Annotated in this window: 31 protein-coding genes; 16 read left to right on the top strand and 15 right to left on the bottom strand. The window is 66.3% G+C overall.

Going from position 1 to position 25008, the window contains the following annotated elements; genetic code table 11:
• Nucleotides 1–37: 37 nt before the first annotated feature.
• From IP92_RS22025 to IP92_RS21995, 7 genes are all read left to right on the top strand, one after another.
• Nucleotides 38–820 (top strand): inositol monophosphatase family protein, encoded by a 783-nt coding sequence (locus tag IP92_RS22025; RefSeq protein WP_145879324.1) that lies wholly within the window; start codon nucleotides 38–40, stop codon nucleotides 818–820.
• 174 nt (nucleotides 821–994) lie between these two features.
• On the top strand, nucleotides 995–2431 hold the full coding sequence (locus IP92_RS22020; protein ID WP_145879157.1) for a DEAD/DEAH box helicase: 1437 nt from the start codon (nucleotides 995–997) through the stop codon (nucleotides 2429–2431).
• Nucleotides 2432–2557: 126 nt separating this feature from the next.
• The gene (gene hyi, locus IP92_RS22015; protein ID WP_145879155.1) at nucleotides 2558–3337 is read left to right on the top strand and encodes a hydroxypyruvate isomerase; all 780 of its coding nucleotides are present in this window, start codon (nucleotides 2558–2560) and stop codon (nucleotides 3335–3337) included.
• Between the two features lie 91 nt (nucleotides 3338–3428).
• Nucleotides 3429–4283, top strand: a complete 855-nt coding sequence (locus tag IP92_RS22010; protein ID WP_199271829.1) for a hypothetical protein — start codon at nucleotides 3429–3431, stop codon at nucleotides 4281–4283.
• Nucleotides 4280–4756: a hypothetical protein gene (locus tag IP92_RS22005; protein WP_145879153.1), complete on the top strand. Its 477-nt coding sequence runs from the start codon at nucleotides 4280–4282 to the stop codon at nucleotides 4754–4756. Before IP92_RS22010 ends, IP92_RS22005 begins: the two co-directional genes overlap by 4 nt.
• A gap of 58 nt (nucleotides 4757–4814) precedes the next feature.
• On the top strand, nucleotides 4815–5183 hold the full coding sequence (locus tag IP92_RS22000) for a TraR/DksA family transcriptional regulator (RefSeq protein ID WP_145879151.1): 369 nt from the start codon (nucleotides 4815–4817) through the stop codon (nucleotides 5181–5183).
• Between the two features lie 60 nt (nucleotides 5184–5243).
• Nucleotides 5244–6152, top strand: a complete 909-nt coding sequence (locus IP92_RS21995) for a universal stress protein (RefSeq protein ID WP_145879149.1) — start codon at nucleotides 5244–5246, stop codon at nucleotides 6150–6152.
• A gap of 16 nt (nucleotides 6153–6168) precedes the next feature.
• On the opposite strand, the gene IP92_RS21990 is transcribed toward IP92_RS21995, so the two are convergent.
• Nucleotides 6169–6528: a hypothetical protein gene (locus IP92_RS21990; RefSeq protein ID WP_145879147.1), complete on the bottom strand. Its 360-nt coding sequence runs from the start codon at nucleotides 6526–6528 to the stop codon at nucleotides 6169–6171.
• A 42-nt stretch (nucleotides 6529–6570) separates the two neighbouring features.
• Nucleotides 6571–7122, bottom strand: a complete 552-nt coding sequence (locus tag IP92_RS21985; protein WP_145879145.1) for a glycine zipper domain-containing protein — start codon at nucleotides 7120–7122, stop codon at nucleotides 6571–6573.
• Nucleotides 7123–7262: 140 nt separating this feature from the next.
• Here IP92_RS21985 and IP92_RS21980 point away from each other — a divergent pair, with 140 nt between their 5' ends.
• Together IP92_RS21980 and IP92_RS30275 are read left to right on the top strand one after the other, a co-directional pair.
• Nucleotides 7263–8510 carry an HD domain-containing phosphohydrolase gene (locus tag IP92_RS21980; protein ID WP_145879143.1) on the top strand — a complete coding sequence of 416 codons (1248 nt, stop codon included), beginning with the start codon at nucleotides 7263–7265 and terminating at the stop codon, nucleotides 8508–8510.
• The gene (locus tag IP92_RS30275) at nucleotides 8507–8650 is read left to right on the top strand and encodes a hypothetical protein (RefSeq protein ID WP_199271828.1); all 144 of its coding nucleotides are present in this window, start codon (nucleotides 8507–8509) and stop codon (nucleotides 8648–8650) included. The genes IP92_RS21980 and IP92_RS30275 overlap by 4 nt, the downstream gene beginning before the upstream one ends.
• Before the next feature lie 19 nt (nucleotides 8651–8669).
• Here IP92_RS30275 and IP92_RS21970 read toward each other — a convergent pair whose 3' ends face one another.
• From IP92_RS21970 to IP92_RS21960, 3 genes are all read right to left on the bottom strand, one after another.
• Nucleotides 8670–9977, bottom strand: a complete 1308-nt coding sequence (locus tag IP92_RS21970) for a PAS domain-containing protein (RefSeq protein WP_145879141.1) — start codon at nucleotides 9975–9977, stop codon at nucleotides 8670–8672.
• Nucleotides 9977–10885 carry a M90 family metallopeptidase gene (locus IP92_RS21965; RefSeq protein ID WP_145879139.1) on the bottom strand — a complete coding sequence of 303 codons (909 nt, stop codon included), beginning with the start codon at nucleotides 10883–10885 and terminating at the stop codon, nucleotides 9977–9979. Before IP92_RS21965 ends, IP92_RS21970 begins: the two co-directional genes overlap by 1 nt.
• Before the next feature lie 152 nt (nucleotides 10886–11037).
• Nucleotides 11038–11610 (bottom strand): winged helix-turn-helix domain-containing protein, encoded by a 573-nt coding sequence (locus IP92_RS21960; protein ID WP_199272011.1) that lies wholly within the window; start codon nucleotides 11608–11610, stop codon nucleotides 11038–11040.
• A 326-nt stretch (nucleotides 11611–11936) separates the two neighbouring features.
• Between IP92_RS21960 and IP92_RS21955 the strand changes: the two genes are divergently transcribed.
• The 3 genes from IP92_RS21955 to IP92_RS21945 all read left to right on the top strand — a co-directional run bounded on the left by IP92_RS21955 (nucleotide 11937) and on the right by IP92_RS21945 (nucleotide 14616).
• Complete coding sequence (locus IP92_RS21955) at nucleotides 11937–12200, top strand: hypothetical protein (RefSeq protein WP_145879137.1); 264 nt, start codon at nucleotides 11937–11939, stop codon at nucleotides 12198–12200.
• A 366-nt stretch (nucleotides 12201–12566) separates the two neighbouring features.
• Nucleotides 12567–13604, top strand: coding sequence for an OmpA family protein (locus tag IP92_RS21950; RefSeq protein ID WP_145879135.1), 1038 nt, complete (start codon nucleotides 12567–12569; stop codon nucleotides 13602–13604).
• 169 nt (nucleotides 13605–13773) lie between these two features.
• On the top strand, nucleotides 13774–14616 hold the full coding sequence (locus IP92_RS21945) for a YihY/virulence factor BrkB family protein (protein WP_145879320.1): 843 nt from the start codon (nucleotides 13774–13776) through the stop codon (nucleotides 14614–14616).
• A gap of 134 nt (nucleotides 14617–14750) precedes the next feature.
• On the opposite strand, the gene IP92_RS21940 is transcribed toward IP92_RS21945, so the two are convergent.
• From IP92_RS21940 to IP92_RS21930, 3 genes are read right to left on the bottom strand one after another with little or no spacing between them, the layout of a single operon-like run.
• The gene (locus IP92_RS21940) at nucleotides 14751–15935 is read right to left on the bottom strand and encodes an AI-2E family transporter (RefSeq protein ID WP_145879133.1); all 1185 of its coding nucleotides are present in this window, start codon (nucleotides 15933–15935) and stop codon (nucleotides 14751–14753) included.
• A gap of 48 nt (nucleotides 15936–15983) precedes the next feature.
• On the bottom strand, nucleotides 15984–16298 hold the full coding sequence (locus IP92_RS21935; protein ID WP_145879131.1) for a BON domain-containing protein: 315 nt from the start codon (nucleotides 16296–16298) through the stop codon (nucleotides 15984–15986).
• A 21-nt stretch (nucleotides 16299–16319) separates the two neighbouring features.
• The gene (locus IP92_RS21930) at nucleotides 16320–16895 is read right to left on the bottom strand and encodes a hypothetical protein (RefSeq protein WP_199271827.1); all 576 of its coding nucleotides are present in this window, start codon (nucleotides 16893–16895) and stop codon (nucleotides 16320–16322) included.
• 188 nt (nucleotides 16896–17083) lie between these two features.
• Between IP92_RS21930 and IP92_RS21925 the strand changes: the two genes are divergently transcribed.
• From IP92_RS21925 to IP92_RS21915, 3 genes are read left to right on the top strand one after another with little or no spacing between them, the layout of a single operon-like run.
• Nucleotides 17084–17527: an outer membrane lipoprotein gene (locus IP92_RS21925; protein ID WP_145879128.1), complete on the top strand. Its 444-nt coding sequence runs from the start codon at nucleotides 17084–17086 to the stop codon at nucleotides 17525–17527.
• A 52-nt stretch (nucleotides 17528–17579) separates the two neighbouring features.
• Nucleotides 17580–17732, top strand: a complete 153-nt coding sequence (locus IP92_RS21920; RefSeq protein WP_130185456.1) for a DUF3309 domain-containing protein — start codon at nucleotides 17580–17582, stop codon at nucleotides 17730–17732.
• A 47-nt stretch (nucleotides 17733–17779) separates the two neighbouring features.
• Nucleotides 17780–18136: a hypothetical protein gene (locus IP92_RS21915; RefSeq protein ID WP_145879126.1), complete on the top strand. Its 357-nt coding sequence runs from the start codon at nucleotides 17780–17782 to the stop codon at nucleotides 18134–18136.
• An 83-nt stretch (nucleotides 18137–18219) separates the two neighbouring features.
• On the opposite strand, the gene IP92_RS21910 is transcribed toward IP92_RS21915, so the two are convergent.
• The 7 genes from IP92_RS21910 to IP92_RS21880 form a co-directional block, all read right to left on the bottom strand.
• The gene (locus IP92_RS21910; RefSeq protein ID WP_229418911.1) at nucleotides 18220–19416 is read right to left on the bottom strand and encodes a patatin-like phospholipase family protein; all 1197 of its coding nucleotides are present in this window, start codon (nucleotides 19414–19416) and stop codon (nucleotides 18220–18222) included.
• 135 nt (nucleotides 19417–19551) lie between these two features.
• Nucleotides 19552–19935, bottom strand: coding sequence for a hypothetical protein (locus IP92_RS21905; RefSeq protein ID WP_145879124.1), 384 nt, complete (start codon nucleotides 19933–19935; stop codon nucleotides 19552–19554).
• A 10-nt stretch (nucleotides 19936–19945) separates the two neighbouring features.
• Nucleotides 19946–20353, bottom strand: coding sequence for a phage holin family protein (locus tag IP92_RS21900; protein ID WP_145879122.1), 408 nt, complete (start codon nucleotides 20351–20353; stop codon nucleotides 19946–19948).
• A 24-nt stretch (nucleotides 20354–20377) separates the two neighbouring features.
• A complete protein-coding gene (locus IP92_RS21895) occupies nucleotides 20378–20680 on the bottom strand; it encodes an ElaB/YgaM/YqjD family protein (RefSeq protein ID WP_145879120.1) in 303 nt (100 codons plus the stop codon).
• A 95-nt stretch (nucleotides 20681–20775) separates the two neighbouring features.
• Nucleotides 20776–21312, bottom strand: a complete 537-nt coding sequence (locus IP92_RS21890) for a ferritin-like domain-containing protein (RefSeq protein ID WP_145879117.1) — start codon at nucleotides 21310–21312, stop codon at nucleotides 20776–20778.
• Between the two features lie 23 nt (nucleotides 21313–21335).
• Complete coding sequence (locus IP92_RS21885) at nucleotides 21336–22226, bottom strand: OmpA family protein (RefSeq protein ID WP_145879114.1); 891 nt, start codon at nucleotides 22224–22226, stop codon at nucleotides 21336–21338.
• A gap of 18 nt (nucleotides 22227–22244) precedes the next feature.
• On the bottom strand, nucleotides 22245–22622 hold the full coding sequence (locus IP92_RS21880; protein ID WP_145879112.1) for a DUF4398 domain-containing protein: 378 nt from the start codon (nucleotides 22620–22622) through the stop codon (nucleotides 22245–22247).
• Between the two features lie 200 nt (nucleotides 22623–22822).
• Here IP92_RS21880 and IP92_RS21875 point away from each other — a divergent pair, with 200 nt between their 5' ends.
• The gene (locus IP92_RS21875; protein WP_145879110.1) at nucleotides 22823–24910 is read left to right on the top strand and encodes an AsmA family protein; all 2088 of its coding nucleotides are present in this window, start codon (nucleotides 22823–22825) and stop codon (nucleotides 24908–24910) included.
• The last annotated feature ends 98 nt before the right edge of the window (nucleotides 24911–25008 follow it).

Below are 25008 nucleotides of genomic sequence, written 5' to 3'. Positions count from 1 at the left end.
CGGGCCTGTCTTCTATTACGGAATTGCCATGCATCCAATGCTCAACACGGCCGTGAAAGCCGCCCGCCGCGCCGCCGCCGTCATCAACCGCGCTTCGTTCGACCTGGACCGGGTCGGCGTCACCGAAAAACAACATAACGACTTTGTCACGGACGTGGACACGGCCGCCGAGCAGGCGATCATCGAGGTGCTGCAGAAAGCCTACCCGACCCACGCCTTCCTCGGCGAGGAATCGGGCACCACGGGCAATGTGAACGACGAGAGCGAGTTCGTGTGGATCATCGATCCGCTCGACGGCACCACCAACTTCATGCACGGCTTCCCCCAGTACGCGGTGTCGATCGCGCTGCAACAGCGCGGCGTCATCACGCTGGGCGTCGTCTACGACCCGGTGCGCAACGACCTGTTCACGGCCGAGAAAGGCGCCGGCTCCTACCTGAACGACAAGCGCATCCGCGTGCGCAAGCTGGACCGCATCGCCGGCGCGCTGCTGGGCACCGGCTACAAGAACGGCAGCCCGAAGGCGCTGGACGAATACCTGAAGATGTACGGCCTGATGGCCGAGCGCTGCCACGGCGTGCGCCGCGCCGGCTCCGCCGCGCTGGACCTGGCATACGTCGCCAGCGGCCGCCTGGACGGCTTCTACGAGAAAAACCTGCAACCGTGGGACATCGCGGCCGGCTCGCTGCTGGTGACCGAAGCGGGCGGCATCGCCGGCGAATTCAATGGCGAATCGAACTACATGAACACCGGCCACATCGTGGCGGCCAGCCCGCGCGTGTTCGGCCAGATGGTGGGTTTGCTTGCAGAATTTGCATAATTGCAAAGGTTGGTGTAGCTCTGTTACAAAAAAAGGAGGCGTTTGCCTCCTTTTTTATTGCCGGCGCGAAATTACTGAGAAGGAACACTGATATACTGCCTGTGAGAAATTGCCGGTGAGTCCGGCCAACACGATTTTCCTTCGCCTCCTCACGGCGACTTTCACAGAGCACCTATGTCTTTCTCTCAACTTGGCTTGTCCGATGCGATCGTTCGCGCCGTGACCGAAACGGGTTACACCGCCCCAACGCCGATCCAGTCGCAGGCCATTCCGGCTGTGCTGAACGGCGGTGACCTGCTGGCCGGCGCACAGACCGGCACCGGCAAGACGGCCGGCTTCACGCTGCCGCTGCTGCAACGGCTGTCCACCGACGCCTACGGTTCCAAACTGACGAACAACACGTCGCAGCGCCCGATCCGCGCGCTGATCCTGACGCCGACGCGCGAACTGGCCGCCCAGGTCGAGGAATGCGTGCGCGTGTACGGCAAGTACACGAAGCTCAATTCGGCCGTGATCTTCGGCGGCGTGTCGATCAATCCGCAGATCAAGCAGTTGAAGCATGGCGTCGACATCCTCGTCGCCACGCCGGGCCGCCTGCTGGACCACCTGGCACAGGGCACCGTGAACCTCGACAAGGTCGAGATCCTCGTGCTCGACGAAGCGGACCGCATGCTCGACATGGGCTTCATCCGCGACATCCGCAAGGTGCTCGCCGCGCTGCCGCCGAAACGCCAGAACCTGCTGTTCTCGGCCACGTTCTCGGACGAGATCAAGGCGCTGGCCGACGGCCTGCTGGACAAGCCGGCCACGATCGAAGTGGCGCGCCGCAACTCGACAGTGGAGATCATCGCGCAGAAGATCCACCCGGTCGACCGCGACAAGAAACACCCGATGCTGTCCTACCTGATCCGCACGCACAAGTGGACGCAGGTGCTCGTGTTCACCCGCACCAAGCACGGCGCCAACAAGCTCGTCGAACAGCTGGGCGCGGACGGCATCAAGGCGATGGCGATCCACGGCAACAAGAGCCAGTCGGCGCGCACCCGCGCCCTGGCCGAGTTCAAGGACGGCACCTTGCAGGTGCTGGTGGCCACCGATATCGCCGCGCGCGGCATCGACATCGACCAGTTGCCGCACGTCGTCAACTACGACCTGCCGAACGTGCCGGAAGACTACGTGCACCGGATCGGCCGCACCGGCCGTGCCGGTGCCAAGGGCGAGGCGGTATCGCTCGTCTGCGTGGACGAGCACGACATGCTGAAGGATATTGAAAAGCTCATCAAGCAGACGTTGCCGCGCGAAGTCGTGCCCGGCTTCGAGCCCGATCCGAACGCCCGCCCGCAGCCGATCCAGCTGCGCAGCGGCACGGGCCAGCACCGCAATCCCCGCCCGGGCGGCGGCAATGGCGGCGGCGGCCGCGGCAAGCCGAACGCGTCGCGCGCAACGGCCGGTAGCGGCAATGGCGGCGGCAACGGCGGCGCAGGCGGTGGGCGCAGCGGTTCCGGCGGCGGCGGCCGTAACGGTTCGGGCGGCCGCAGCGCCGGCCCACGCAATCCGCAGCGCAGCGGGGCGCCCGCCTCGGCACGCTCCGGCGGCGGCCGCGACCGCTGACCGAGCGGTAAAACCTGGACCGCCGGGCTGGCGGTCCGGGCGAAAGTTGTGCATAATTGCTAACACCCTCAAGTTTCTGTTACGATAGAGACTTTCAAATCAATAGCCGCACACCGATCGCCGCCCATGCCCAAGTTCGCCGCCAACCTCACCCTGCTGTTCACCGAGGTCCCGTTCCTGGACCGGTTCGCCGCGGCACGCGCGGCCGGCTTCGACGCCGTCGAATGCCAGTTCCCCTATGACCACGACCCGGCGGACATCCGCCAGCGGCTGGACGACAACGGGCTGTCGATGGTGCTGCACAATATGCCGGCCGGCGACTGGCAGGCGGGCGAGCGCGGCCTGGCCTGCGACCCGCGCCGCCACCGCGAATTCCGCGACAGCGTCCACAAGGCCGTCGAATACGCGACGCGACTGGGCGTGCCGGTGCTGCACTGCATGGCAGGCATCATGCCGGCGGGCATGGACCTGCGCCGCGCCCGTGAGACGTACGTCGTCAACCTCGACTATGCCGCCAGCCTGTGCGGCCCGCGCGGCATCCGCCTCGTGATCGAGCCGATCAACACGATCGACATGCCAGGCTATTTCCTGTCGCGCACCGAGCAGGCGCTGGGCATCATCGCCGCCTGCGACAGCGACAACGTGTTCCTGCAGTCGGACATCTACCACATGCACCGCATGGGCGAAGACGTGATCGCCACGTTGCGCCGCGCCCTGCCGCACGTGCGCCACGTGCAGATGGCGGACGCGCCGGGCCGCAACGAACCAGGCACCGGCGACATCGACTACCCTGGCGTGTTCCGCCTGCTCGACGAGCTCGGCTATGACGGCTGGATCGGCTGCGAGTACCGCCCGCTGGCCGGCACCGTCGCCGGCCTGAACTGGCGTTCCGGCATGGCTGCCTGACGCGTCGGACATTCTGTCGATTTGCGCTGTCGCAAGCGGCAGCGAATTTTGTTGGCGCAAGATGATCGTTCCTGTCACGACAAGGAGCATCATGCGCCACCTTTGCCACCCTTCTCCGCGCCGCGGCGCGCCCCGAACGATGCTGCTGGCCATGCTGATGGCCCTGCTGCTGACCGGCTGCGCGAACCCGCGCCTGCAGGAAGCCCGGGCGCTCGCGGCCCAGGCGCCAAAGCTGAACGGTTATGCCGAGCTCAGCGCCCGCTACCGCGACACCTATCAGCGTGAACAGCCCTACCTGAGCCCGGCTGCGGACGTGCGCGAGCGTGCGACCGATGCCCAGCGCCACGCGGCGTATCGGGACCTGGTGGCGTTGCACGACGCGGCCGTCGCCTACCTGCGCACGCTGGGCGCGCTGGCCGGCGGCGAGCGCTTCGATCCGGGCGACCAGATCAAGGAGATGGCGAAAGGCATCAAGGCGTGGCCGGACACGGGCCTGACGGACCGCTACGTGAACGCCTACGCCGGGCTGGCGCGGGTGCTGGCGCGCGGCGTGTCGGGCCGGGTGCAGGACCGCGCCGTGCAGGACATGCTGCGCGACGGCTACGCGCCGCTGCGCGACACGCTCGATGCGATGAACGACGTGCTGCGCTACTACGACAAGAACCACGACAACGAACAGGCGATCGTGCTGGGCATGCTGGAAACGGAGATCCCGTTCGCCGACCGGCCCCAGGACCGCCTGCTGGCCGCGCTGGCCAAGGCGCACCGGCAGGACAAGCAGCACGAGTACCGCCTGCTGGGGCTGCGCCACACGCTCGCCGCGCAGAACGTGCGGGACATCCGCGCCCGCCATGAAGCGCTGTACCGCATGCTGGACCCGTTGCCCGATGCCGGGCCGCCGCCGGCGGCGCGCGTCGCCGCAACCTTGCAAGGAGCTACGCCATGACCAGCACCACCACGCTGCCCGCCGACATCGAGGCGCTGGCCGACAGCTTTGCCGCCAGCGCGGACGCGCTGCACAAGCGCATCATCCGCGCGATCCGCCAGAACGGCACACCCGCCGGCCAGGCCATCACGCGCGAACAGGCACAGGCGCTGTTCGACCAAGAGGTGGCGCTGCGCCAGCAAGCCCATGCGCTGTATGCGGATGCCGTGCGCTATGCCACGGCCGGGCTCGGCGGGCAGGCGCAGGAGCTGCTGGACCTGGCCGCGCGGGCGCGCGACCGCATCCGCCGCATCGAGCGCGCGAAGGACCTGTCCGGCGTGGCTGCCGCACTGCTGGCCGCGGCGGCCGCGATTGCCGCGGTGCGTCCGGAAGGGCTCGGCCCCGCGCTGGAAGACCTGAAAGAGCATCTGGAGGCGTTGCAGGACGCGGACAAAGCGGCCCCGGAACCGAAGCCCCGGCATACAATGGGCTAATGAGTGGGCCAATGAGTGGACCAATGAATGGACACATGCATGGACGGATGACGGACACATGAACGCCCTGTCGCCAGACCAGCTCGCCGCATTGCAAGCGGCGCTCGAGCAGCGCAAGATTGCGCTGCTCCGGCAGTTTGCGGACCGGCCAAACAGCGAGTTCAACCGTTCGCCGGCCGTCGACGAGGTGGAAACGTCGCCGGCCGACAGTGCCAGCAACCGCACGCTGAACCAGCTGGAAGCGGAGGCGGACGAGCATCGCCTGGCCCAGCTGGCCGCCGTGCGCCATGCGCTCGCCAAGTTCGACAGCGGCGAGTACGGCGACTGCGAAAGCTGCGGCGAGCCGATCGGCTATTCGCGGCTGGAGGCACGCCCGGAAGCGCCGTTGTGCATCGTCTGCCAGACGCGGCTCGAACAGCGCCGCTGATTCCCATCCACCCTGCCCTTCCGTGCGCGGGCGGCCCTACCCGCGGCCTATAATCGGCGCATGGGCTACAAGACGATACTGGTACACCTGGACGAAGCACCGCACGCGGGCGCACGCGTGCTGATGGCGGCCGAGCTCGCGCTGCAGCACGGCGCCCACGTGATCGGCGTCGCGTTGACTGGTGTCTCCCGCTTCCTGTACCAGAACGAAATGGTGGACGAGGAAGATCCGAACCTGGCGCTGCACCTGGACATGCTGCGCGAGCGCGCCCGCACGGCGCTGGCCGCGTTCGCGCCGCAGATGCGCGCGCTGGGTGTCCACTCGTTCGAGGAAAGGATCATGGACGACGAACCGGGCGCCGGCCTTGCGCTGGCGGCGCGCCATGCGGACCTGGCGATCGTCGGCCAGGCGCTGCCCGAGCAGCGCACCAGCGGCCCCGGCTCCTTTCCCGCCGAAGTGCTGACCGAGTCCGGCTGCCCCGTGCTTGTCGTGCCGCACACGGCGCGGCCGCGGGGATCGATTTCCGTCAGCACGGCAGGCATCGCCAGCCCCGGCGCTCCGGCACCGGGCCGCCACGTGCTGCTGGCCTGGAACGCCAGCAAGGAGTCGGCCCGGGCCGCGCGCGAGGCGCTCCCGCTGCTGGCGCGCGCCGAGCAGGTGACGCTGGCGATCATCGACGCCGACCTGCACCCGGCCGCGTTCGGCGACACGCCGGGCAGCCAAGCGCTGGCATGGCTGGCGCGGCATGGCATCACGGCCACCGTCGCGCTGGCGCAATCGCCGCGGCAGGGCTTGCTGAAGCGCCCCGGCGACGTCGGCGAAACCCTCTTGATGCTGGCGGGCGAACGGGGCTGCGACCTCGTCGTGCTGGGCGCCTACGGCCATTCGCGCTTCCGCGAAACGCTGCTGGGCGGCGTCACCCGCACGGTGCTCGAGACGATGACGGTGCCGGTGCTGATGGCGCACTGATTGCAGTAACGCCCGCTCAGGCCGACTGCCAATCCTGGTCGCGAATCTTCGCCACCTGCCGTTGCGCCAGCCATTTCCACAGCTGCAGCGCGTCTTCCTTGTCGGCCGACATGCGCCGCGGGCTCGCCAGCGCGATCTCGCAGTCGCGGTCCGACCATTCCTCGAAGCGGATCGCACCGCCCCGGGCGACTTCCATCAGGTACATCAGGCCGTCGTCATAGCCGAAGCGCAGCACGGCGGTCGGCGGGCCGCCGTCGGGGCCGGCCACGCCATCGCCTTCATAAATCTCCGACAGCGCGGCGGCCAGTTGCGCCTCGGTCGGCGCCTGGACATCGCGGCCATCGGCCCCCGTGAGCACTACCCAGGCATGTGTCATTGACTGGCTCCGGAAAATCGCCGCGGTGCGGCCGGACTGGCCTCAAGCGACGACGTGCGGCGGCGACAGCGGATCGAAATCCTTCCAGTCGCCGTCGGCGATCGTGCCTTCGGCGCGCTCGACGTGGTGGGCGCCGAGGCCGCGCAGCAGCTGCACGGCGCGCTGCTCGTCGCCGTCCGGCAGCGCCACGGCGATCATCATGCCGCTCTTGCGCGGTTCGACGGTGTTCTCGCCGCCCTTCTCCGGCTCGCCCTTCTCCTTCATGTGCGAGAAGCTGTACAGCGAGCCGACGTGGGCGCCGACAAGGCCGCCGACGACCGGCCCTGCCGGCCCCGTCAGCGGCACGGTGGCGGCGCCCAGCGCGGCACCGATCGCGCCACCCGTCGCGGCCCCTTTGGCAAGGCCTTCGGGCGAATCCTTCGCGCCCGGCGACAGCGTGCGGTCGCCGCCCAGCTCATGCATGCCATGCTGGCCCGGCTGGTTGACGTAGAACGAACTGATACGGTCTTCTGGAAAGCCTGCATCCTGCAGCGCCCGGCGGGCGGCGTCGATCTGCTCTTGCAACTGGAAGTGGCCGGCAATGATGGTCGTCATGATTTTTCTCCTGCATTCGGGACGCAGTCAGCTTGCCCCGCCCGACCGCCCCTTTCCGTTCGCTGACGCACATAGCCGGGCCGGGCTTGCACGCGAAAATGCGCCATAATGAAGCCGACCTGGCCACCCGAGAGCAGAGCATGACGCCTGTAGCCGAAACCCCGATGCCGACCCTGCTGTGCGTCGACGACGAACAAAATATCCTCTCCGCGCTGCGCCGGCTGTTCCGCGGCAAGGGCTACCGCGTGCTGACCGCCGACAGCGGCGCCGCCGGGCTGCAGGTGCTGGAACAGGAAAGCGTCGACCTCGTGATTTCCGACATGCGCATGCCCGAGATGGACGGGGCGCGTTTCCTGCAGCAGGTGCGGGAGCGCTGGCCGGACACGCTGCGGCTGCTGTTGACGGGCTACTCGGACATCCATTCGATCATGGAAGCGATCAACCGGGGCGAGATCTACCGCTACATCACCAAGCCGTGGGACGACAACGACATCCAGCTCGTCGTGCGCCAGGCGCTCGAGCAGCGCGCGCTGGAGCAGGAGCGCCAGCGCCTGGAACTGCTGGCCCAGCGCCAGCAGGCCGCCAACGACGCGCAGGCGGCCGCCAACCGCCGGCTGAAGCAGAACTTCATCACGACGATCAAGATCCTGTCGTCGATCGCCGAGCTGCGCGGCACGAACCTGACCGGGCAGTCGCGCCAGATGGCCGACCTGGCGCGCAAGATCGCGACCCAGATGCAGATGGACAGCAAGGAGGCGCAGGACGTGTTCGTGGCCGCGCTGCTGCACGACATCGGCAAGATCGGCTTTTCCGACGATCTGCTGAAGACGCCGCTGACCTTGATGAACGGCACCGCGCTGGGCCAGTACCGCAAGCACCCGATCACCGCCGAACAGCTGCTGATGCCGCTGGAAGACCTGCGCGGTAGCGCCGCGATCCTGCGTGCCCAACTGGAGCGCTTCGACGGCAAGGGCTTCCCGGACGGCCTGTCCGGCTTCGCCATTCCGCTGGGCGCGCGCATCCTGGCGCTCGTCGCCGATTATTACAACCTGCAACAGGGCGGCATGGTGCAGCGCCACCTGCGCGAGCCGGAAGCCCGTTCGCTGATCCTCGACGGCAGCGGCACGCGCTACGACCCGGCCGTCGTCACGGCGTTCCGCCAGGTGTTCGACGCCGACGGCGGCGACGCGCTGGCCGGCGTCGAAGTGCTGTCCGGCGAGCTGGTGCCGGGCATGGTGCTGGCGCGCGACCTGGTCAGCCGCGAAGGCCTGATGCTGCTGGCGGCCGACCACGTGCTCGATGCCCGCATGATCCGACAGGTGCAGGACTTCGAAACCAAGAGCGGCATGCGGCTGCCGATCTTCGTGCAGCGCAAGGGCGTGCCATGAGACGGGTGCTGCTGCTGGCCGAACAGGGTGCCGTGCCGGCGCCGCTCACCGCCCAGGAACTGGAAGCGCTGCGGCTGGAGGCCGAGGAACCGGGGCTGACGCGGGTGAACTGGGGCCCGGACGGCTCCATCATTCTTTGACCGATCATCCCTTGACCGGTCATCCTTTGACGTCGGGCGCTCCCTGTTCCTTGCGCGGCTGGCGCTGCGGCAGCCAGACGGTGAACGCGGTGCCCTTGCCCAGCTGCGAACGCACGTCGATGCGCCCGCCGTGCCGCGTGACGATGCCGTAGGACAGCGACAGGCCCAGTCCCGTGCCGCTGCCGACCGGCTTCGTCGTGAAGAACGGCTCGAAGATCCGGGTAAGGTGCTCGGGTGCGATGCCGCCGCCGGAATCGGCGATCTCGACCCACACCCACTCGTCCTTCACGCCGGTGCGGATGCGGATCACGCCACGTTCCTTGATCGCCTGCCCCGCGTTGACGAGCAGGTTCATGAACACCTGGTTCAGCTGCGACGCGAGGCATTCGATGCGCGGCAGCTCGCCGTATTCCTTGATCACGTTGACTTTGTATTTGAGCTCGTTGGCGACGATGTTCAGCGTACTGTCCAGGCCATGGTGCAGGTCGGCCAGCTGCCACTCCGTTTCGCCCACGTGCGAAAAATCCTTCAGCGACTGCACGATTTCCTTCACACGGCGCAGCCCGTCGATCGATTCACGCACGAGCGCCGTCACGTCGTCGCGCAGGAAATCGAGGTCCGCCGCTTCGCGCACCGGCGCCATGCGCGCCGCCAGCTGCGGGTGCGTGGCGACCGCGTCGGCATAGGTGTCGATCAGCTCCAGCAGCGTGCCGACATAGCCTTGCAGCGAACCCATGTTCGAATTGACGAAGCCGACCGGGTTGTTGATCTCGTGCGCGATACCGGCCGCCAGCTGGCCGATCGACGCCATCTTCTCCGACTGCAGCAGCTGTTCGTGCGCCTCGCGCAGCTTGCCGATCAACTGCTGCTGCTTGCGCCCCGTCGCCTTTAGCGCCTCTTCCATCCGCTTGCGGTCCGTGATGTCGGTCAGCGCGCCGATCACCTCGAGCGGCCGGCCGTCCTCGTCGCGGATCAGGCGCAAGGTGTCGTGCATCCACCGGTACTCGCCGTCGGCGCTGCGGAAGCGGTATTCGTACACCTGCTGGCCCTCGGTGAACACCTTGGCCAGGCTTTCGACGATGCGCGGCTTGTCGTCCGGGTGGATGTGGTCGAACCAGAAGTTCGGGTCGGCCATCATCTCTTCGGGCCGGTACCCCAGCACGTTGACCGCGTTATTGCTGACGAACGTCATCTTGAAGTCGCCGCTCGGCACCGTGCAGTAGATCAGGGCCGGGGTATTGTCGATCAGGTATTGCAGGCGCGTCAGCGGCGACGCTTCGGGCCGGGCGCCCGCGACGGGAGAGGCATCGAAGTCCTCGAAGTCCATTACCAGTTCGCCCACGCGAACGAGCGGTTTGCGGGCACGGCCGGCATTGCGAACACGGCGGGTTCCAGCTGCGGCTCCGGCTCGGGCGGCGGCGCATCGAGCCACGTGCGCGGATCGACCCGGTAGTACTTCGACAGCTCGTCGTACAGGGCCGGGTGGCGTGCGGCCAGCTGCCACGGCTTGCCGTAGAACGCCTCGGTGGCGACGGCAAAGAATTCGGCCGGGCTGGTGGCGCCGTAGTGGTCCAGCACGCTGTCCTGGCTGCCCAGCCAGGCTGCGCGGCGCAGGTGCGCGTAGTCGCGCGACAGCACCTCGGACCAGCTGCGGTAGCTTGCCGCGCTGCCCAGATACGGCGCGCCGTTCGTGCTGCCGGATTCGCTGTCGAGCTGGTGCGCGAACTCGTGCAGCACGACGTTGTGGCCGTCCCATTCCAGCGCGCCGCGCGCCGCATCGTCCCACGACAGCACCACGCGGCCGTCCTGCCACGACTCGCCCAGCATCGTCTGCTTGAACGGGGTGACGACGCCGCCGGGCCCGACATCCTGCCGCGGCGCCGCGAAGGCGCCCGGGTACAGCAGGATCGCGCGCAGCGCGGGATAGACGTCGCTGGAGCGGTTCAGCAGCAACAGGCAAGCCTGGCCGGCGATGGCGACGCGCATCTCGTCGGTCACCTCGAGGCCGGCACAGCCGACGAATTTTTTCTGATGGAGGAACTGGATGACGCGCCGCTGCAACTGCTGCTGCAATTGCGGACTCATGCGGTCATGAACGGGAACATAGCGGCGCAGCGTGGCCAGGGCTTCCGGCGGCAACGGGCGCGCAAGGGCGCGCTTCAGCGTCCAGCGCGGGTACCAGAAAGGCGCGCCGCAGACCAGCGCCACGAGGAGTACACTAAGCAATGCTTCCATATTTGCCGTCCATAACGAAAACGTCCGCCACAGATGGGGAGCGTTGCCGGCTTTTCAACGCCGCCGGCTCAGACAGGGAATATGCAGCTTAGCACTGCCCGGACCGGATGTCGCGGCTTGTCATCCGGTCGTGAAGCGGGCGGGTGGGTTTGTTACTGTTGCGCCTTCTGCAGCGATTGCGGTGCGCCGAACAGGGCTGCCACCAGCGGGTCGCGGGTGACCGGGCCGCGGTTCACGCGGATCGCGTAATGCGTATCGTCGGCCAGGATGTGGAAGTGACGGCCGCTGCCTGCCATGCTCTGCTCGCGCAGGCTGGGGCGTTCCTTGCGCGGTGGCGCGCCTTCGCGCTTCGGCTGGGCGATCGCGGCCAGGAAAGCCTGCACGCGCTCGGCATCCGGCGTCAGGCGGTAGACAGCCTTGCCCAGATAGGTGGCGGTGCCTTCGATGTAGCGCGCCAGTTCGATCACGCCCGCTTCGCGCAGGTCGCGGATGTACTTGCGTGCGCCGGACGGCGAAAATTTCAGGAACCATGCGATCTCGTCGGCCAGCATTTCATGCTGCTGCAGTTCGCCGATCAGCTTTTGCATGTTTTCGATGCGGCGCAGCGTCGCGGAGGTCGACCGGACGCGCTCGATCGGCGCCAGCGACAATGCCTTGCGCTCGGTTCCCGGACCCGGGCGCTCCACCAGCGCCAGACGCGGTTTCGCCGCCGGCTGGGAGGCCATCACATCGCTGTTCGACAGGTCGTGAGATTCTCTGATTGCATGCATTTGAACACTCCTTATAACGGTATCCGGGTTGCGCGGATGACCGGGGCACCGCGCCAATAGTTCATTCATTGGGCTCCAGATTGCCGTTATGCGTTGCACAAGTCTGTGCGGCAACGAACACAAAATGCTTTAAACGTCGTAGCCACGCGATCCGATCGCGGTGTTGTGCATTCGCCACGCCCGGCCGGGCGCCCGTGTTCGTCATCGGTGCGCCCCCGTACAGATGGGCGATCGTGCGATTCCTACGCTGGAGTCACGTTCACTCACCTTGGGAGATCCTCATGCGTTATTCGATCCTCGTTGCCGGCCTCGCTGCCCTGGCACTGTCCGCCTGCGAAAAAACCGCCAACCAGCACACCGCGCCGGAACCGGCGGCCAGCCCCGCCGCCACCGCACCGGCCGCGACAGCGACCTCGACTCCAGTCGCCCCGGGCACCCCAGGCACCCCGTCCGATACGGTAACGCCGCCGATCGACACGGCGCCGCCACCGGCAACCGATGCCGGCACCGGCACTCCGGCCGCCGGCGCCACGCCTGCCCACTGACCTGAAGTACTCGACAAGGCGGGCAACAAGGCGGCGTTATCGTTACAGTTGGTTACAAAGTCACCGGTCTTTTCCCCGTTTTTTCCTCCGACATCGCCCCGCCTGCCACCTTGGGCAGGCGCATTTCCTGTCCACCTGCCCTTGGACTACGCCGACAAAGCTCCAGTTCCTGTGGTACGATCACAACACATTTGATGTAACGCAAGGTTTTTGTGCGGTAGCGCACCGAAGCTGCGAACGCCCAGCACCTAAACTTGATCCAACAGCAATGCAATAGCTGCAATTGAAAGAAGAGCACTTCCTGCCACTTCTTTCAATATTGCTGTGAGCAGCAATTAATTCCTTTCAACGCATCAGGAGTAATCAGTGAATAAATCTAACAAGATCGCGATTGCCGCAGCCCTGCTGTGCGCTTCCGTCGCCGCATCGGCACAGGACGCCGTCATCAATCCGAACTGGTACATCCAGCCGAGCGTCAACGCAATGAAGCCGGATTCCGACTGGGTCACCGACAAGACCGGCTACGGCGGCGGCATCAAGTTCGGCAAGCCGCTCGCCGAAAACTGGGACATCCAGATGGGCTACACGTATGCCCGCTCGAAAGATGGCGACGCACGCTACCAGCAAGAAACGCTGGGCGTCGACTTCCTGTACCTGTTCTCCCGCAAGACCTTCCGTCCGTTCGTGCTGGTGGGCCTGGGCGCCCAGCGCGACAAGGAAAGCTGGCCGAACAGCACGGCGCATCCGCACCATACGTCGCCGTACGTGTCGGCCGGCCTGGGCTTCCAGTCCGTCATCAACGACCGCTGGTCGTTCCAGGCGGACGTGCGTGACGTCTACGGCTTCATCGGCAGCGACGAGTTCCGTCACGACCGCTCCAACAACGTCTACGTGACGGTGGGCTTCAACTACGCTCTGGGCCCGACCCCGACGCCACCGGCACCGCCGGCACCGCCGCCGGCTCCGGTCGCCGAAGCACCGACCCCGGTAGCTCCGCCGCCGCCGCCGCCACCGCCGGCCCGCTTCGAGAAGGTGACGATGTCGGCCACCGAACTGTTCGAGTTCGACAGCGCCAAGCTGCGTGGCGACCAGCCGAAGCTGGATGAAGTCGCACGCGTGCTGAACGAGAACCCGAGCCTGTCCGGCATCACGATCACCGGCCACACCGACCGCCTCGGTTCGGACAAGTACAACCAGAAGCTGTCCGAGCGCCGCGCCGCCGCCGCCAAGGACTACCTGGTGAGCAAGGGCATCGCCGCCGACCGTCTGACGACGCAGGGCAAGGGCGAGAGCGAGCCGGTCGTGCAGTGCAACGAGAAGAAACGCGCCGCGCTGATCAAGTGCCTCGAACCGAACCGCCGTGTCGAGGTCGAACAGATCACCATCGAACGCAAAGTTCAGTAATCGCAAAAAAGTGCACACCTACCCTTTCGCGGACAGGAAAAAGCGAGAGGGTGGGTAGTACGCAGTCAAGGGGCTTCGGCCCCTTTTTTCATATGGGGAGGTAAAAGTGAATTTCAGAAAGTTTCCTCACATCGCCAAGAAATTGCCGAACCTCCTGTATTGCGCCGTGATGGAATGGTTCGAGCACCGCGGCAGCAGCAAAGGGGCGGCGCTGGCGTTCTACACGCTGTTCTCGATCGCGCCCGTGCTCGTGCTGGTGATCGCGATCGCCGGCTTTTTCTACGGTAAGGAGGCGGCGCAGGGCGAGCTGTTTGCGCAGCTGCGCGGCATGGTCGGCGCGCAAGGGGCCGAGGCGATCCAGCTGATCCTGGCCGGCGCGCACAACGAGGACGAAGGCCGCATCGCGACGATCGTCGCCGGCGCCCTGCTGCTGTTCGGCGCCACCAGCGTGTTCGCCGAATTGAAGACGAGCCTGGACGAGATCTGGCAACTGCCGCCGGTCACCGACAACACCGTGTGGGACACGATCCGCACCCGCCTGCTGTCGTTCGGCCTGATCCTCGCGCTGGGCTTCCTGCTGCTGGTGTCGCTCGTCGTCAGCGCGGCGCTGGAAATCTTCCAGCGGCTGTGGAACAGCTACTGGCCGAACGCGACCGTCATCCTGACGGCGCTGAACCACGCCATCAGCTTCCTTGTGATCGCCACGATGTTCGGCGTGATCTTCAAGCTGCTGCCCCGTATCACGCTGGCCTGGCGCGACGTCGTCATCGGCGCGGTGGGTACGGCCGTCCTGTTCATGATCGGCAAGTTCGCGATCGGCGCGTACATCGGCAACAGCGGCGTCGCCAGCAGCTTCGGTGCGGCAGGCTCGACGATTGCGCTGCTGCTGTGGGTCTACTACTCGGCGCAGATCTTCTTCCTGGGCGCCGAATTCGCCCGCCAGTACGCGCTGCAGATCGGCAGCCTGAAGCACCATCCGCGGGATGAGCACGGCAATCTAAAACTGAAATGACGGTGGCCCGGCGACGGGTTGAAGGACACCTCAGCTCGTGTCTGCCGGGGCATGCCCCGGCTGCCAGGCACCGGTGACACGAGCTCGACAGCACGGCGGAGCCGGCAGGCCCCAGTGCTTCGCGCCCCCCGCGCTTACTCGCCCAACAGCTCCGCAACGACTTCCATCCCCTCCACCCGCTCGGCCACGACCTTCAGGATCACGATGACCGGCACGCCGAGCAGCAGTCCCCACACGCCCCACAGCCAGCCCCAGAACAGCAGGCTGACGAAGACGGCGGCCGCGTTCATGCGGGCGATGCGGCCCGTCATCCACGTCGTGACGAACGTGCCGACCAGCGTGGCGATGCCGAGCGAAGCGCCGGTCACGAGCAGCACCATCTGCAGCGATTCGAATTGCAGGAACGCGACGAGGCCCGTCGCGCTGGTGATCAGGAGCGGGCCGAAGTAAGGCATGATGTGCAGCAGGCCGGCCACGATCGCCCATGCGCCGGCGTTTTCCAGGCCGATGGCGCGGAGCGCGATCCACATCAGGAACGCCAGCAGCACGTTCGTCACGAGCAGCATGAACATGTACGCCTGGATCGACGTGTTGATGTCTTCCAGGATGTGCACCGTGATCTTCTTCTTCGTCAGCGACGGCCCGGTCAGCTTGACGAGCTTGCGCTTGAACGTGTCGCCGGACAGCAGCAGGAAGAACACGAGGAAGATCACCATCGTGCCCTGGCTGGCGAAGCCGATCAGGCTGCGCGCGCTGACCCACACCCAGTCCATCACGCGGATGCCGCCGGCCCCCGGCGCTGTCACGTCCTGCTGGCGCTTGATCGCGCGCCGCGCGCTGTTGCCGGCCGTGGCTTGCTCGATCTCCGTGGCCACGGCCTGGATGCGCGAGATCGTGCTGGTGCTCGACCCCGTCGTCGATGCGAGCAGGCGCGACAACTTGTGCGTGATGGTCGGCAGTTCCTCGACGATGTTCTGGAATTCGCCATGCACCTTGTCGACGACGACAACCGCGCCGCCGAAGATCGCCGCCGTGACGATGGTGGCGCCGATCACGCGCTTGACGCGGATGCGCTCGAGCCAGTTGACGAGGGGGTTCAGCGTGTAGGCGATGAAGATCCCCAGCAGCAGGGGAACAAGGAAATTCCTGCCCCACTGGAGGGCATACAGGAAAGCGACGGTGGCGATGATGCCAAGCGCCAGCCCGCGCGCGTGCACGTGCAGCGGCAGGTGCAGCCTGGTGGCGTGCTCGCCGAGGTCCGCCGGTTGCGGATCGGCCGGCGTGGCCGGCCCCGGGGTGATGATGTGAGGACGGTCCATGCACGCCGCACGGCCGGTGCCGCATGACGGCACCGGCCGCGTCCCTGATTACTTGACGCGGATATCGTTCTTGACCGACTTCACGCCCTTGACGCCGCGGGCGATTTCACCGGCCTTCGTGATATCGCCAGGTTGTGCGACGAAGCCGGACAGCTGCACCGTGCCCTTGAAGGTTTCAACGTTGATCTCGGTGGATTTCAGCGTCGGCTCGTTGAAGATCGACGACTTCACCTTGGTCGTGATGACGGCGTCATCGACGTATTCGCCGGCACCTTCCTTCGTCGGGGTGGGAGCGCAGCCGACGACGGTCAGCGTGGTGGCGGCGGTGATGGCGGCAATGACGACTTTCTTAGCGATACTCATGATGGTTCTCCTTCTTAGTGGTCAAAAATGCCCGGGAACGAGCTTGGGTCCAGCGGCTTCATAGCCGAACTGGGATTTCGCAGCCGCGACGCACTGGTCTTTGGCCGTGCCGGCCAGGGCGTCGCATTTTTCAGCGGCGACCTTGTACTCGGCGATCCGTTTATCCTCGCGCGCATCGCTGCGCGCCTCGATGACTTTCCTGTCGGCCTTCGCATCGGCCAGTGCCGCCGTGCGCGTGGCCTTCGCACGCTCCACGCACACGTCCTTGTCGTTGCCCGTCAGCGCGTCGCAGCGGGCCCGGTCCACCGCGTAATCGGCCTTCGCGATGTCGATCCGTGCCTGCGTATAAGCGCGCAACGTATTGCGGTAACGCGCGGCCGCATCGGCTTCGGCGCGCACCCGCGCAGCCTTCGCCTCGGCGATGCAGACGTCCTTCGGGTTCCCCGTGATGACGTCGCAACGCTCCCGTGCGGCCTTGTAGGCAGTGGCCGCCGCGGCCTTCGCGTTGTCGTACATCGCTTTCGCCTCCGGGCTGGCAGCGCGCGCCGACATGGCGCAGACGCACAGCAGCAACGCCGCAATCGGTGCCGGCTTCATGCTTGTTGGCTCCATGCAGTTGACGATGAACACAGTTTCCAACAGCAGGCGTGTTTTTTCTGTTCGCTGGCGAACATACCTGTCGCTTTTACAACAACGGACCGGGCAGGACAGAGTGCGGCATCGCACAGACCCCCTGCCGCGCGCCGACTTAAGCTGGCGCCACAACGTTTTCGAAAGGACTGAACATGAAAGCAACCCACACCTTGAGCGCAGCCATGGTCGCGGTGTCCCTGCTGACCGCCGGCTGCGCCAGCAATGCGCCGACCAGCACGAATTATTCGACGCAGGCCGACGCCGCGACGTATGGCACGATCGAGAACATCCAGGTCGTGCGCGTCGACCCGGCCACCAGTGGTGCCGGCGCCGTCGCGGGCGGCCTGTTGGGCGCCCTGGTCGGCAACCAGATCGGTTCGGGCAGCGGCCGCACGGCGGCCACCGCTGCCGGTGCGATCGGCGGCGCCGTCGCCGGCAACCAGATCGAATCGAACCGCAACGCCCCCCACGATGTCTATCAGATCACCGTCAGGCTGGATAACGGCGACTACCGCACCGTCAATCAGGACAGCGCCTACGACCTGCGCTCGGGCAGCCGGGTGCGCCTGGTGGATGGCCGCGTGTACCGCTATTGAGCGCCAGCCGCGCGAGTCCCAGGATTCATAACCAACCAATAAGGAGCACACCATGGGCACCATACTTCTGATCATTCTGGTACTCGTCCTGATCGGCGCGCTGCCGACGTGGCCGCACAGCCGCAACTGGGGCTATGCCCCCAGCGGCATCGCCGGCCTGATCGTCGTCGTCCTGCTGATCATGTTGTTGACGGGCAGGCTGTAACCGACACGGGGCGCGCAGGCGCCCCGCTTTCTTTGGAAGGAGCCATCATGAAACAGTTCATCCTGGGCGCCATGCTGGCGGCCGGCCTGTGCGGCATGGCCGGTGCGCAGAGCACCCCGCCGGAAGTGGCGAAACAGCAGGAACGAGAAATCGCGCGCGGCGAGCCGGCGCGCTGGCTGAAGGACGACCGCGGCATGCAGGCGCAGGTCGCCACGAAGCGCAAGGAAATCGGCGCGGCGCTGAACGAGGCGCTGAACGACTGCAAGAAGATGTCGAAGAGCGAACGCGGCGACTGCGTCAAGGAAGCCCGCGCGACGTACAAGCAGGACATGGCGAACGTGCGCGAGCTTGTCGCTCAATCGAACGAGCTGGGCAAGTACGACACGGCCGGTCCATCGGAATAAGCCGGCCACACCGGCATGCCGGGCGGTCGCAGGGGCGCGGGTTTATTCCGTGTCCCTGCGCCCCTGCCCTTACACCCCTGCCCTCACGTCCGTGCCCCGATGTCCCGCCCGCCCGGCACGCGGTTCGCCGCTGTCGGCTCCACCGTCGCCAGCGGCGGCAGTTCATGGACGACGAGCGGTGTGTCCTCGGACACGAAGTTCAACCAGCCGGCGGCGGCGATGGCCCGTTGCGCATCCGCGTAACCCTGGTCCCAGCGCCACGTGATCGATCCCTGCGAAAAATTGATGTCCTTCAGCGGCATGTGCCAATCGTGCCCCGCATACGGCAGCCGCACGACGTGCAGGGTGCTCTCGCAACCGAGCTCGATCAGTTCGCGCTCCGTGCATGGGGCGTGCGCCTTGTCGGGCAGCGCCGCATACAGCTCGCGCACCTTGCGCTGCAGCCGGCGCGTGTTCACATAGTCGACCAGGTGGCGCCGTGACCGCGATGCGAACGTCACGTCCTTCTGCCGCGTCTGCACCTCTTCCAAGGTGCGCGGCTCCGGCCCTTCGGAGCTCCACAGGTCGACCATGAAGCACAGCGTATCGACCTGCTCGGCGTCGTACAGCACCGTCTCGAGCGGCGTGTTCGAATACAGGCCGCCATCCCAGTACAGGTCGCCGTCGATGCGCACCGGCGGGAAGCCCGGCGGCAGCGCACCGCTGGCGCGGACGTGATCGGCGCAGAGATTGCCGTTCAGGCTGTCGAAGCCGACCAGGCTGCCGCACTTGACGCGCAGCGCGTTGACGGTCAGCCGCATGCCGCCCGGCCCGTTCAGGTAGTCGAAGTCGACCAGTTCCTTCAACGTGGCCGTCAATTCGTCCGTGTCGTAGAAGCTGGCCTGTTCCGGCGCCACCGGCAGCCCGGCCGCGAACGGATTGAACGACCGTGGCCGGAAGAAGCCGCGCACGCCGGAAAACAATGTGCCCAACGTCGAGAACTGGATGTTCTGGCGGCGCTGCGCATCGGACAGCCGGTTCAGGTCGAACGGGTCGCGGCTGGCGATGCGGTCCCAGAACGCCTTGATGCGTTGCAGCCGGTGCTCGCGCCGGTTGCCGGCCAGCAGTGCGGCGTTGATCGCCCCGATCGACGTGCCGACGACCCAGTCCGGCGACAGGCCATGCTCGTGCAGCGCCTGGTACACGCCCGCCTGGTAGGCGCCGAGCGCGCCGCCGCCCTGCAGCACGAGCACGACGCGCAGGCCGGCGGGGTTCAGGGAATGAGTGCCGTCATCTGCCACTACCGCTCCTCCTTGTGGAAAGGTTGACAAGCATTGTACCTTGCGAGTCGGTCGGCTGCAGACGGTGGCTGGGCGGCCTCGCCCACAAAGAAAAAGCCGCGTCGCCGCGGCTTTTTTTCATCGCATTACGGTGCCTTACAGCGAGCCGCTCTGCTTGCGCTTGTAGATCCACGTACCGACGGCCGCGAGGACCGCGCCGACGGCAAGCGCCGGCTTCACGAGACGACGGCGCGAGATGAACGAGCCTACCGACATCGCGATCGGCATCAGGGTCTTGTAGTTGGCCAGCAGGCCCCCAGCGCCGGCCGCCGCCGCGGTGCCGCCGATCAGGCCGGCGAGGCGCGACTGCGCCGCACCGACCGCCAGGTCGACGGCGCCATGCAGCAGCACGTCGGGGTGCAGCGCCTGCACGACGCTGTGCTTGGCGTGCAGCACGCTCACGCGGTACAGCTCGCCTTCCCTGATCAGCCGCGCCTTGGTGGCGTCGAGCGCCGCCTTGCGTTGCTCCTTGTCGCTCATCGCTATCCTTTCACAGCAACATGTCGCGGTCGGCCTTCAGCTCGGCCATCGTGGCCGGCAGCGCCAGTTTGCCGCTTCGGATCATCTTCGAGATCGTCATCACGAGCCCGATGGCGATCACGACGAACACCACGGCAAGGATCAGCAGGATCTTCCAGCCCAGGGCTTCCCAGGCGAGGACGACCAGCGTGGCCGTACCGAAGGCAATCGCGAACCATGCCGCCAGCACCGACAGTGCGAACAGCACCGACAGCTGGACGATGTGGTCGCGCACCTCGGAGAGCTCGCACGCGGCGAGCTCGACGCGCGACAGCACCAGGCGCAGGCTGTTCTTCGCGACCCCGGCCAGGGAGCCGATCAGGCCGGGAGGCCGGGGCTGCTCATAGTCCGACTGTGCGGATTGCTCGGAGTGCTCCATGTCGTCTCCCAGAGCCACGGGCGCTTATTTGCGGCCCAGGACCACGCCCACCAGCAGGCCGATGCCCGCGGCGACGGCGATCGAACGCCACGGGTTTTCCTTGACGTAGGCATCGGTGGTCGTGGCCACCTGCTTGCCCGTCTCGATGGCCTTGGTCTGTGCTTCCTGGGCTTTCGCCAGCGCCGAGTCCAGCGCGCGCATGCCGCGGCCGCGCAGTTCTTCCGCCTTCTCGCCGGTCAGGGCGGTGGCGGCGGTGAACAGGGCTTGGGCATCCTTGACCAGGGTTTTCACGTCGTTGTTGACGGTACTGATGTTATTTTCCAGCATGATATAAGCTCCTTTTCACAGTAATAAGTAACAACTCTACAACGGCGTGCCGGTTCGAGCAAATGGCGCACGCTGCCTTGCCGCATGGCGAACGCTCATTCGAGCAGGTCGCGCATGTCGTCCGCGTGCTCTTCCTCTTCCGCCATGATCTTCACGAGCAGCTGCGTCGTCACGGGGTCGGTATCGGCGATCCGTTCGATCATCTGGCGATATGCCTCGATCGCGACGCGCTCGGCGATCAGGTTGGCGCGCACCATCGACTGCACTTCGAGCGAGTCGTCGTACTCGGCATGGCTGCGCTCGTGCAGCGTGGCGGGGTTGTAGTCGGGCGTGCCGTTCAGCTGGACGATGCGCTCGGCCAGCCAGTCAGCATGCTTTTCCTCTTCGCCGGCGTGCTCGAGGAACTCGGCCTTGATGGCCGCGTTGTTCTTGCCGCTGACGGTGTAGTAGTGGCGCTTGTAGCGGTTGATGCAGACCAGCTCGGTGGCCAGCGCATCGTTCAGCATCTTCAGCACGGCTTCGCGGTCGCCCTTGTAGCCTGCCGTGACCGGGCCGTCGGAGAGGTTCTGCGCGGCGGCCCGGATGGCCGCGGTATCGATACCGCTGGCCTGGGTTGGTGTCGTATCGGACATTGGTGAAATCCTCATTGATCAAATCAGCGGCGTGCCTGGATCGGTTTGCCCGCTTCGGACAGCACGATCTCGACACGGCGGTTCAGCTGGCGGTCGCCCGCCGTATTGTTGCTGGCGACGGGATAGGCTTCGCCATAGCCGCGCGTATCGACGCGCGAGCGGTCGACGCCCATCTGCGACAGCGCTGCCCGCACCGATTCGGCGCGGCGTTGCGACAACTCGAGGTTGTGCGCGGTGGAACCGGTGCTGTCGGTGAAGCCTTCGACGAGCACGGTGCGATCGGGGTTGTCGCGCAGGATGTTCGCGAGCTTCTGCACGGTGGCCATGCCCTGCGACGTCAGCTGTGCCGAATCCGTGTTGAACAGCACGTCGCCGAGCGTGATGATGGTACCGCGCTCGGTCTGCTTGGCCTGCAGGTCGGCCAGCTGGGCCGCCAGTGCCTGGGCCTGCGCCTGGGCGCTTTGCGTGGCGGCGGCGGCCTGTTCGGCGCGGGCCTTGGCCGCATCCGCCTCGGCTTGCGCCTGGTCGGCGGAACGCTTGGCCGCTTCGGCCTCGGCGGTGCGGGCCTGCAGGCGCACCTGGTCGCGCTGTTGCGATGCCTGCTTCAGGTCGGCCTCGGCCTTGCGGGCCCGGGCCAGTTCCTGCGCGGTGGCGATGCGCTGCTTGGCCACGTAGGCCAGCTGGTCGATCTTCTCGATCGGCTGGCGGTCCGTGGCGGCCGCGTTGGCGGCGTTCAGCGCTTCGGACGCGGCCTTGAATTCATTGGCCGCATACTGCGCCACGGCGCTGTTGTTCTGCGCGGCGACGTATTCGCTGCGCGCCTGTTCGAGGTTGCTGGTGGTCGGGGGGACCGAGCTGCAGGCCGACAGGGCAATGGCCAGCGACAGCAGCACGGGGGTCAACGTACGTTTCATGGGACGCTCCTTGGCTGGTTACCGGTTGACGCTGTTGGCGCGATCGAGTTCTTCGCGCAGCACGCGGATATCCTCCTGCACCGCGTTGGCGGCGCTGGTGGCCTTCGCGGACGTGGCCTTGCTCTGGGCCAGCTTCGCATCGGCCTGGGCCTGCTGGGCGAGGTCGGTCGCGAGCTTGTAATCCTTCGCGGCCAGGGCCTGCTGCGCGCGCTGCATTTTCTCCCGGGCGGCGGTCAGCTCGGCCGGGGCCAGTTCGGCGGCGCCGGCCTGCGCGGCATTCTCGACGGCGGCGCGGGACACGGCGACGTCGGCTGTGGCGGGTGCCTTCTGGCTGGCGCAGGCGGACAGGATCGCTGCCGCCGCGCACACGATCGGCAAGGTAAAACGAGGGCTCATTCTTTTTCTCCTCAAGTGAACGGGAACGTGGTGAAGTTATAGCCGAAGCGACAACAAGCACTCGGTTCGGTGCCGCACATAAGAGGGGCAATGAGGGGGCGATGCGTGTACCGCGCCACTGTCAGGGTGCGCGACCGCACATAGGCACCGCTCCCCATGTTGTAGCCTTTCCGTCATCTGACAACAGAAAGGCCAATGCCATGAACATGCCACGCCGGAGCAAGATCGCGCTCGCGGTGGGCGGCACCATCATCGCCATCCCCGCTATCGCGATCGTCGTGCTGCTTAACTACGACTGGAACAAAGCCCGTCCCTTCCTGAACGCCAAGACCAGCGAGGCCATCGAGCGCCCGTTCGAGATCCGCGGCGACCTGTCGCTGACCTGGGAAAAGCAACCCGCCGTCGCGCGCGAACGCACGTGGCGCGACTGGATTCCCTGGCCGCACCTGGTCGCGCGCGACGTCCACGTGGGCAATCCGCCGGCGATGGTGAGCGCGGCAGGGAACGGCAAGAAGCCGCTGCCGGCGGACATGGCCAGTGTGGGCGCCGTCGCCTTCTCGCTCAATCCGTTCGGGCTGCTGCACAAGACCATCTCGATCCCCGAGCTGGCGTTCGCCCAGCCCAGCGTGTACCTGCAGCGCCTCGCCGACGGCAGCAACAACTGGACCTTCAAGAAAAAGGAAAAGGAATCGAAGTGGGAGCTGGACCTGGACCGCGTCGTGTTCAGCAAGGGCACCATCCGCTTCGTCGACGCGGTCGAGGACATCGACGCCACCGCGCAGGTCGACACGCTGACGAACGAGCGCAAGTACGGCGTCGGCTGGACCTTGTCCGGCAGCTGGAACGGCGCGCCGATCACGGGCCGCGGCAAGACCGGCGCCGTGCTGGCGCTGAAGGACCAGGACCTGCCCTTCCCGATGCTGATCGATGCCAAGGTCGGTCTCGTGTCCATCGCGGCCGAGGGCACGCTGACGAATCCGGCGAAGCTGGCCGGCATCGACATGACGATGAAGGTACAGGGCGCCAGCATGGCGCGGCTGTACGCGATCACGGGCCTGGTGCTGCCCGAGACGCCGCCGTTCTACACGCACGGCCGCCTGACGGGCAAGCTCGTGCCGGGCAGCAGCACGTGGACGTACGACCAGTTCGTCGGCAAGGTCGGCGCCAGCGACATCACCGGCAAGATGGCCTATCAGCAGAAGAAGCCGCGCGGCCACCTGACGGGCAGCGTGCAGTCGAAACTGCTGCAGTTCGCCGACCTGGGCCCGCTGATTGGTGCCGACTCGAACGAGAAGAAGAAGGAACGGGGCGTCGATGCCGTACAGCCGGCCAACAAGGTGCTGCCGGTCGAGAAATTCCGCACCGAACGCTGGACCAGCATCGATGCCGACGTGTCGTTCCGCGCCAACCGCATCGTGCGCACCAAGGAACTCCCGATCAGCAACCTGTACACGGAATTCCACCTGCACGACGGTACTCTGAAGCTGACGCCTCTGAACTTCGATTTCGCCGGCGGCAGCATGGCCTCGACCGTGCACCTGGACGGCAGCGGCCGGAAGGTGAAGGATGCGATCGCCGCGAACCTCGACGTCAAGGCCCGCCACATCAAGCTCAAGGAACTGTTCCCGAACCTGCCGCAGATGCAGGCGACGGTTGGCGAGATCAACGCGGAAGCGAAGCTTTCCGCGACGGGGAACTCGGTGGCGACGCTCCTGGCCTCGTCGAACGGCGAACTGAAGACGGTGATCAACGACGGCACGATCAGCAAGCTGCTGCTCGAGCAGATGGGGCTGAACGTGGGCAGCATCGTCGTCACGAAGCTGGTCGGCGACAAGCCCGTGAAGCTGAACTGCCTGGCCGGCGACTTCGCCGTCACCGACGGGCTGGCGCAGACGCGCAGCTTTGTTGTCGACACGACGGACGCGACCGTGTACGTGAAGGGTGCCGTCAGCCTGTCCGAGGAAAGGATGGACCTGACCTTGAAGCCGGACAGCAAGGGCTTGCGCATCGTATCGCTGCGTTCGCCGATCTACGTGCGCGGCTCGTTCAAGAAGCCGGACGTCGACATCGACAAGGGCGTGCTGGCGATGCGTGCCGGCGGCGCGATCGCGCTGGCGGCGCTGGCAGCACCGGTGGCGGCCGTGGTGCCGCTGATCTCGGGCGGCGGCGAAGGAGCGGATTGTGCGAAGCTCATTGCCCAGGCCAGTAGCAAACCGGAAGCGCCCGCTCCCGGCAAGAAACTGCCGGCATCGAAACGGCCCACCGCGGACCAGGTGAAAGGGAACTGAACGGCACGATAAGGTAACAAAACGTAACCCACCCGCAATGAGTGCGATGGCGAACAGATCGATTTATACCGTTTCCGTAATCTGCCTCCATCGGTGCG

The sequence above is a fragment of the Pseudoduganella flava genome (genome assembly GCF_007830495.1).
Classification (GTDB): Bacteria; Pseudomonadota; Gammaproteobacteria; order Burkholderiales; family Burkholderiaceae_D; genus Rugamonas; species Rugamonas flava.
Note: the sequence above shows the minus strand (reverse complement) of the source record. Positions and strands in the feature narration are given on the sequence as shown.

Excerpts from the sequence above, each read along its gene's own strand:
- IP92_RS22025 (WP_145879324.1), top strand. The coding sequence starts at position 38 with ATGCTCAACACGGCCGTGAAAGCCGCCCGCCGCGCCGCCGCCGTCATC.
- IP92_RS22020 (WP_145879157.1), top strand. The coding sequence starts at position 995 with ATGTCTTTCTCTCAACTTGGCTTGTCCGATGCGATCGTTCGCGCCGTG.
- hyi (WP_145879155.1), top strand. The coding sequence starts at position 2,558 with ATGCCCAAGTTCGCCGCCAACCTCACCCTGCTGTTCACCGAGGTCCCG.
- IP92_RS22010 (WP_199271829.1), top strand. The coding sequence starts at position 3,429 with ATGCGCCACCTTTGCCACCCTTCTCCGCGCCGCGGCGCGCCCCGAACG.
- IP92_RS22005 (WP_145879153.1), top strand. The coding sequence starts at position 4,280 with ATGACCAGCACCACCACGCTGCCCGCCGACATCGAGGCGCTGGCCGAC.
- IP92_RS22000 (WP_145879151.1), top strand. The coding sequence starts at position 4,815 with ATGAACGCCCTGTCGCCAGACCAGCTCGCCGCATTGCAAGCGGCGCTC.
- IP92_RS21995 (WP_145879149.1), top strand. The coding sequence starts at position 5,244 with ATGGGCTACAAGACGATACTGGTACACCTGGACGAAGCACCGCACGCG.
- IP92_RS21990 (WP_145879147.1), bottom strand. The coding sequence starts at position 6,528 with ATGACACATGCCTGGGTAGTGCTCACGGGGGCCGATGGCCGCGATGTC.
- IP92_RS21985 (WP_145879145.1), bottom strand. The coding sequence starts at position 7,122 with ATGACGACCATCATTGCCGGCCACTTCCAGTTGCAAGAGCAGATCGAC.
- IP92_RS21980 (WP_145879143.1), top strand. The coding sequence starts at position 7,263 with ATGACGCCTGTAGCCGAAACCCCGATGCCGACCCTGCTGTGCGTCGAC.
- IP92_RS30275 (WP_199271828.1), top strand. The coding sequence starts at position 8,507 with ATGAGACGGGTGCTGCTGCTGGCCGAACAGGGTGCCGTGCCGGCGCCG.
- IP92_RS21970 (WP_145879141.1), bottom strand. The coding sequence starts at position 9,977 with ATGGACTTCGAGGACTTCGATGCCTCTCCCGTCGCGGGCGCCCGGCCC.
- IP92_RS21965 (WP_145879139.1), bottom strand. The coding sequence starts at position 10,885 with ATGGAAGCATTGCTTAGTGTACTCCTCGTGGCGCTGGTCTGCGGCGCG.
- IP92_RS21960 (WP_199272011.1), bottom strand. The coding sequence starts at position 11,610 with ATGGCCTCCCAGCCGGCGGCGAAACCGCGTCTGGCGCTGGTGGAGCGC.
- IP92_RS21955 (WP_145879137.1), top strand. The coding sequence starts at position 11,937 with ATGCGTTATTCGATCCTCGTTGCCGGCCTCGCTGCCCTGGCACTGTCC.
- IP92_RS21945 (WP_145879320.1), top strand. The coding sequence starts at position 13,774 with ATGGAATGGTTCGAGCACCGCGGCAGCAGCAAAGGGGCGGCGCTGGCG.
- IP92_RS21940 (WP_145879133.1), bottom strand. The coding sequence starts at position 15,935 with ATGGACCGTCCTCACATCATCACCCCGGGGCCGGCCACGCCGGCCGAT.
- IP92_RS21935 (WP_145879131.1), bottom strand. The coding sequence starts at position 16,298 with ATGAGTATCGCTAAGAAAGTCGTCATTGCCGCCATCACCGCCGCCACC.
- IP92_RS21930 (WP_199271827.1), bottom strand. The coding sequence starts at position 16,895 with ATGAAGCCGGCACCGATTGCGGCGTTGCTGCTGTGCGTCTGCGCCATG.
- IP92_RS21925 (WP_145879128.1), top strand. The coding sequence starts at position 17,084 with ATGAAAGCAACCCACACCTTGAGCGCAGCCATGGTCGCGGTGTCCCTG.
- IP92_RS21920 (WP_130185456.1), top strand. The coding sequence starts at position 17,580 with ATGGGCACCATACTTCTGATCATTCTGGTACTCGTCCTGATCGGCGCG.
- IP92_RS21915 (WP_145879126.1), top strand. The coding sequence starts at position 17,780 with ATGAAACAGTTCATCCTGGGCGCCATGCTGGCGGCCGGCCTGTGCGGC.
- IP92_RS21905 (WP_145879124.1), bottom strand. The coding sequence starts at position 19,935 with ATGAGCGACAAGGAGCAACGCAAGGCGGCGCTCGACGCCACCAAGGCG.
- IP92_RS21900 (WP_145879122.1), bottom strand. The coding sequence starts at position 20,353 with ATGGAGCACTCCGAGCAATCCGCACAGTCGGACTATGAGCAGCCCCGG.
- IP92_RS21895 (WP_145879120.1), bottom strand. The coding sequence starts at position 20,680 with ATGCTGGAAAATAACATCAGTACCGTCAACAACGACGTGAAAACCCTG.
- IP92_RS21890 (WP_145879117.1), bottom strand. The coding sequence starts at position 21,312 with ATGTCCGATACGACACCAACCCAGGCCAGCGGTATCGATACCGCGGCC.
- IP92_RS21885 (WP_145879114.1), bottom strand. The coding sequence starts at position 22,226 with ATGAAACGTACGTTGACCCCCGTGCTGCTGTCGCTGGCCATTGCCCTG.
- IP92_RS21880 (WP_145879112.1), bottom strand. The coding sequence starts at position 22,622 with ATGAGCCCTCGTTTTACCTTGCCGATCGTGTGCGCGGCGGCAGCGATC.
- IP92_RS21875 (WP_145879110.1), top strand. The coding sequence starts at position 22,823 with ATGAACATGCCACGCCGGAGCAAGATCGCGCTCGCGGTGGGCGGCACC.